General features: G+C 68.0%; 4 protein-coding genes. All 4 read right to left on the bottom strand.

Features of this window, described 5'->3' with window-relative positions; genetic code table 11:
• A partial coding sequence (locus G6O54_RS36465) for a hypothetical protein (RefSeq protein WP_165235874.1) occupies positions 1–1,014 on the bottom strand: 1,014 nt, incomplete at its 3' end.
• Between the two features lie 151 nt (positions 1,015–1,165).
• Positions 1,166–1,435, bottom strand: coding sequence for a hypothetical protein (locus tag G6O54_RS36460; protein WP_165235871.1), 270 nt, complete (start codon positions 1,433–1,435; stop codon positions 1,166–1,168).
• Between the two features lie 27 nt (positions 1,436–1,462).
• Positions 1,463–3,211: a thiamine pyrophosphate-dependent enzyme gene (locus G6O54_RS36455; protein ID WP_165235868.1), complete on the bottom strand. Its 1,749-nt coding sequence runs from the start codon at positions 3,209–3,211 to the stop codon at positions 1,463–1,465.
• A 154-nt stretch (positions 3,212–3,365) separates the two neighbouring features.
• Positions 3,366–4,280, bottom strand: a complete 915-nt coding sequence (locus tag G6O54_RS36450; RefSeq protein ID WP_165235866.1) for a DUF362 domain-containing protein — start codon at positions 4,278–4,280, stop codon at positions 3,366–3,368.
• Positions 4,281–4,603 lie beyond the last annotated feature (323 nt).

The raw sequence follows: 4,603 nt of genomic DNA, 5'->3' as shown, positions 1-4,603 counted from the left end.
GGCCGGGCCGAGGCGGGTTTGCATGTCCCGCGAGAGAATCAGTTGCACCTTCGGGAAGGCCGCGCGAAACTCGCCCAGGTCGGCACGCGTCACGATCTCCGAATCGAGGCCCAGCCATCTCAGGGCCGTGCTCCGCCCGAGGGCGAACAGATCGGCCCGGGTCAGATGCCGCGAATGGAGGCCGAGCGCCGCCAGGCGCGGGCCCGCCACGATCGCGGCCAGGTCCCCCTCGGTCGGCTTCAGGGGACCGAGGAGGGCGAGGAACCGGAGGTTCGGGAGGCGGGGAAGGCCCTGGATGAGGTCCTCGACCATCCTGGTACGGCGCTCGAACTCCAGGCTCAGGAACTGAAGCTCGGTAGCCAGTTCGGGCAACTCGGCGACGACGGCCGGCGGGAACGCCCCCATGGTCAGGTAGAGTCCGATGAGGGAAGGCCACGAGAAGAGTCGTCTCGACAATTCCCGCGTGAATCCGCCCCCGCCCGCGCGTGCCGCGTTGAGCGAGAACGGGAGCTTGCGGATCGCCTCGGGCAGCTCGAGCATCCACTCCGCGGTCTCCGGCCTCCCGACGTTGAACTCGATGACCTCGAGGAGTCCGTCGTCCCGCAGGTCCTCGAGCCAGGTCATCGTCCCGAGCTCGTCGACCTGCTCTCGATTGCTCGGCGAATTCACGGCCGAGCAGGAGATGATGATTCGACCGTAGTAGTCGCCGAAGCCGCAGCGTTCCGGAGTCTTCCAGTAACCCGGGCAAATGCGAACGAACTGCTCGAGCCGTTGCTGAGGGGTCGGCTCGCAAGGGCAAACGTACGACGAGTACCGCACGTTGCCCCACACCGAACCGGTGGGGAACGTGGAGCCGATGGGGTTGATCGCGCCATGGACCGCCAGGCCCTCGCGCATCCATCTCGCGAGCTGGGGCTTCCGATGCCGCTCGAGAAGATCGGCCAGGTCGAGCCTGAGGGACAGCTCCCCGGGGTGCTCTGCGATCCGCCGGACGCACTCCGCCATGGATTTCATCGGTCGGCCTGCTCGGAACAACGAAGGTCGATGACCACGGCCCGACGGTCAACCGTCGGGCGCGATCACTATATCGTCGGCCTCACCCGCACGCCACTTAGGGGACGGAAGCGGAACGACCATCGGCCTCCCCGCGGCAAACGCAGGGGAATCAGCGGCCACGACGTGGCCAGGCTCTTCCATGGGAAGTCGCGCCGATGGCCACGCCGCGCCCCCGACTCGTCGATGAGCCCGTCACGTCGTTGGGATCACTATAGCTGTAGCCGATCCCGGACGCCCCGCCGCCCGTCGCCTCGACGACGAGCGTGGTCGACTCCCGGGCGATCGTCCCGTCCGACTCGGGGGCGTCGGTCGGCACGACGTAGGCGGAGGCCTCGATCTTCTCGATCGGGACGGCGCTCTCTCCGAGTCGGGCTGGCATCAATCTCTCCGGCCGATGGCGATGGCCTCAGAGCAGCTCATGGACCTTGTCCCGGAAGATGGTGGTGGCGATCTTGCCGGCGTGGGGCTGGCCGCGGACGAGCGATTCGGCGAGCTTCAGCCCCTGCTTGATCGTCGCCTGCGCCGGCATCGGCGGCTCGAACGGGTCGACGACCGCCTCGACGAGCGACGGGCCCCTGGTCGCGAACGCCGCGGCCATCGCCGGCGCGACCTCGTCGGGCGTCTCGCACCGGAAGCCGGCGCCGCCGCATGCCTCGGCGAACTTCACGAAGTCGATCGGCTCGAGCTCGACGCCGTACTCGGGGTTGCCCAGGAAGATCATCTGCTCCCACTTGATCTGGCCGAACACGTTGTTCTTGATGACGATCACGCGGATGGGGAGCTTGTACTTGACGGCCGTGATGAACTCGCAGCCGAGCATCGTGAATCCGCCGTCGCCGACGAAGGCGACCACCTGCCGGTCGGGGAACGCGACCTGGGCGCCGTTGGCGTACGGCAGCGCCGGCGCCATCGTCGCGAGGTTGCCCGAGCAGGAGAACCGCATCCCCCGCTTCATGCGGATGTGCCGCGCCGCCCAGGTGGTGATCGTCCCCGAGTCGGTCGTGACGATCGCCCCCTCCCGCAGGTGCTCGTTCACGGCCGCGGCGACCACCTGCGGCTTGAGCGGTACGTCGGGCCGCGTCTGGCGGTCCCGCATCAACGCGTCCCAATCCGCCATCCGCCCCCGGGCCTTCTCCAGGAACGAGCGGTCCTCCCGACGCTCCAGGAGCGGCAGGAGCGCCGCGATCGTGGCGGGCGCGTCGCCGGTGAGGCCGATGTCGATCGGGTAGCGGATGCCGAGCCGGGTCGGGTCGCGGTCGATCTGCACCGCCTTCGCCTGGCCGGGCCTGGGCAGGTAATTCATGTAGGGGAAATTGGTGCCGACGAGCAGGAGGCTGTCGCACTCCTCCATCGCCTTCTCCGACGGCAGCGTCCCCAGCAGGCCGAGCCCGCCGGTGCAGTACGGCGAGTCGTCCGGGACGACGTCCTTGCCCAGCAGCGCCTTGACGACCGGCGCCGCCAGGGCCTCGGCCATTCGCTCGATCTCATCCGTGGCCCCGCGTGCCCCCTGCCCGACCATGATGACCGTCTTCCGCCCCGCGTTCAGGAGCGCCGCGGCGGTCACCAGCGATTGGGCCTCGGGCACGACGACGGGCGGCGTCCAGGCGATGCTCGTGTGCCCCGGTTCGTTCATCGGCGAAGGCTTATCCTCCGTGAGGTCCTGCCAATCGTTCGGACAGTTGATATGCGCCACCCCCTTCGTGCCGAGGGCCGCGCGGCAGGCGGCGTCGGCCAGGGCCTGGGCGTGCCCGGGGCTCATGATCTGCTGGTTGAAGACGGCGACATCCTTGAAGAGGCTGAGCAGGTCGACCTCCTGCTGATACCGCATCCCCATCAGGTCATGGTAGGTCTGGCCGGTGATCGCCAGGACGGGGGTGTTGTCCATCTTGGCGTCGTAGAGGCCGTTCAGGAGGTGGATCGCGCCCGGGCCGCTCGTGGCGATGCAGACGCCGAGCCGCCCGGTGAACTTCGCGTAGCCGCAGGCGGCGAGGGCGGCGCCCTCCTCGTGACGGACCTGGATGAACCGGATCTGCTCGCGGAGCTTGCGCAGCGCCTCCATGAAGCCGTTGATCCCGTCTCCCGGGATGCCGAAGATCGTGTCGACCCCCCACGCGAGGAGGCGGTCGAACAGCAGATCGGACGCGGTCTTGGCCATGGAGTCGCTCCCTGTCGGGACCGAACGAAGAGATCGATGGGGGGAACCACTCACTCGACGTCGGCATAGACGACTCAAGTTGGCGGAGCCCAACATCCCGCAAATCCCGCAAATGCGGCGCCGGCGGAGGGGATGCCTGGCCGAATCGGCAACATCAAAAGGCCTCGCCGTAGGCCGCCTCGCGGAAGGACTTCTCCGCGGCCTCCACGGAGACGCCCGCGATCTTCAGGCGAGTGTGCCCGGTCTCCGCACCGATCGGGGTGTAAGCAATTCCCAATCCGAGCTCCGCGGCCTGGCGGAGGTGCTGGACGGCCAGCGTCTCGAAACCGAGCAGATGCGCCCCCACCGAGTCGACGGCGACCGCGTCGCGGCCGGCGATCACCAGCCCGGTCTCGATCGCCTTCCCGCCCACGGGGCCCTTGCCGATCATCGCCGGATGGCCGGTGACGATCGCCAGGTCGATCGGGAACCGCATCAGCATGCCCACGAGGAACGCCTGCTTGTCCTGGAGGATGTTGTGCGGGTGGAGCTCCTGGCTGACGCGCGGGTGTCCGTAGAAGTCGGCGGCCGGGAAGCTCATGGCGATGTTCTTGATCGCCAGCGTCACCGTCGCCGTCGAATGGACCTTGAGCTGGGCCAAGGAAACAATCTTTTCATATTCGAGCACGCGTGGATTGACCATGACCCGGCGCTGCGGGCCGAACGGGAGGTCGACCCCGACGAAGGGTGCCTTGTTGTGGTCGAACCATTCCACGCCCTCGGACTCGATCACCTCGAAGTAGCCGAGTACCTTGAACACCTCATCCGTTTCCATCTTCCCCGCGCCTCCGCTGACGACGATCTTCGCGGGGTGGAGCGTCTTGACGAACCGGATCGTGGCGCGGAGGGAGTCCGCCTGGGTGCAGGCGGTCTTGTCCTTCGCCGTCGCGGTGGTGTCATTGGGCTTGATGGCGACGACCTTGTCGCGGAAGTCGTCCAGCGCGAGCCGGCCGAGGGACTGGCCGATGGCCTTCTCGATGTCGCCGGGTTCGTCGGCGATGGCGACGGTCAGGGAGTCGTCGGGACTCATCAGGTTGGCTCCGTTTGGGTGCATGGCCGTGGAGGAGCGCCCGGCCCGGAAGACGTCACGGACCTCGAGGCGTGGCCCGCTGCGCTCACGCAAATCGCCGACCGTTTGGCGGCGAGAAGCCGAAAGACCCCCGCGTCCACCCCGCCTCGCCGGGCCTGGCGCGATGAAAAGCTGGCCTGGACGACCCGGGCGTCTTGTCCAGGATTTGTCGCGCGGGAACGAGGCCTGTCGGCAAGCCTGGGCCGGCGCCTGGCTCGGCAGGAGCCTCGCCCTGGCGCGGTGAAACGTTGGCCTCGACGACCTGGACACCTTGTCCCGGAATT

The organism is Aquisphaera insulae (assembly GCF_011064615.1).
Lineage (GTDB): Bacteria > Planctomycetota > Planctomycetia > Isosphaerales > Isosphaeraceae > Aquisphaera > Aquisphaera insulae.
The sequence above is the reverse complement of the archived record's forward strand: the minus strand, read 5'-3'. Positions and strand labels throughout refer to the sequence as shown.

Excerpts from the sequence above, each read along its gene's own strand:
- G6O54_RS36460 (WP_165235871.1), bottom strand. The coding sequence starts at position 1,435 with ATGCCAGCCCGACTCGGAGAGAGCGCCGTCCCGATCGAGAAGATCGAG.
- G6O54_RS36450 (WP_165235866.1), bottom strand. The coding sequence starts at position 4,280 with ATGAGTCCCGACGACTCCCTGACCGTCGCCATCGCCGACGAACCCGGC.
- G6O54_RS36455 (WP_165235868.1), bottom strand. The coding sequence starts at position 3,211 with ATGGCCAAGACCGCGTCCGATCTGCTGTTCGACCGCCTCCTCGCGTGG.